Origin of the sequence: Streptomyces sp. 378 (assembly GCF_030124145.1) — a bacterium.
Lineage (GTDB): Bacteria > Actinomycetota > Actinomycetes > Streptomycetales > Streptomycetaceae > Streptomyces.
Genome location: NZ_JASKMS010000094.1, coordinates 1 through 521, shown reverse-complemented (window position 1 = coordinate 521; position 521 = coordinate 1). Strand labels below are relative to the sequence as shown.

At 69.7% G+C, this 521-nt stretch carries 1 protein-coding gene; it reads right to left on the bottom strand.

Annotated elements, in window-relative coordinates:
* Positions 1 to 521 (bottom strand): alpha-galactosidase (locus QNO09_RS39650; protein ID WP_502962423.1); only part of this gene is annotated, 521 nt, incomplete at both ends.

Genomic DNA, 521 nt, shown 5'->3' with positions numbered 1-521 from the left:
CCGGTTGAACAGGCCCACCGCGACCGAGCCGTCCGCGAGGGGCTTGGCGAACACCTCGGTGCTTCCGTCGTCACGCACCCTGCGACCACCCGCGCCCAGCGGGTCCTGGTTCACCGCAAGCAGACGCGGATTGCGGAGGATCGCGCTGACGTCGGCGGACATGGTGCGGATGTCGTTGCCGGCCATGAGTGGGGCTGCCATCAGTGCCCACAGGGCGAAGTGGGAGCGTGACTCGGTCAGTGACAGGCCGGGGCGGCCGACGACCAGCATGTCGGGGTCGTTCCAGTGTCCCGGGCCCGACTGCGCGGCCAGCGGCGCGGTGACGTCCAGGACGTTGCCGACGCCCATCGGGTAGCTGTTGGTGTTGCCGTTCTGCCAGATGTCGAGCAGGTCCTCGGTCGTCCGCCACAGGTCGGCGACCTCGCCCCAGTTGTACGTGTCGCCGGTGGGGGCGTGGAAGCTGTTGGGGTTGATGCTGTAGACGATCGGGCGGCCGGTGGCGCGCAGGGCGTCGCGCATGA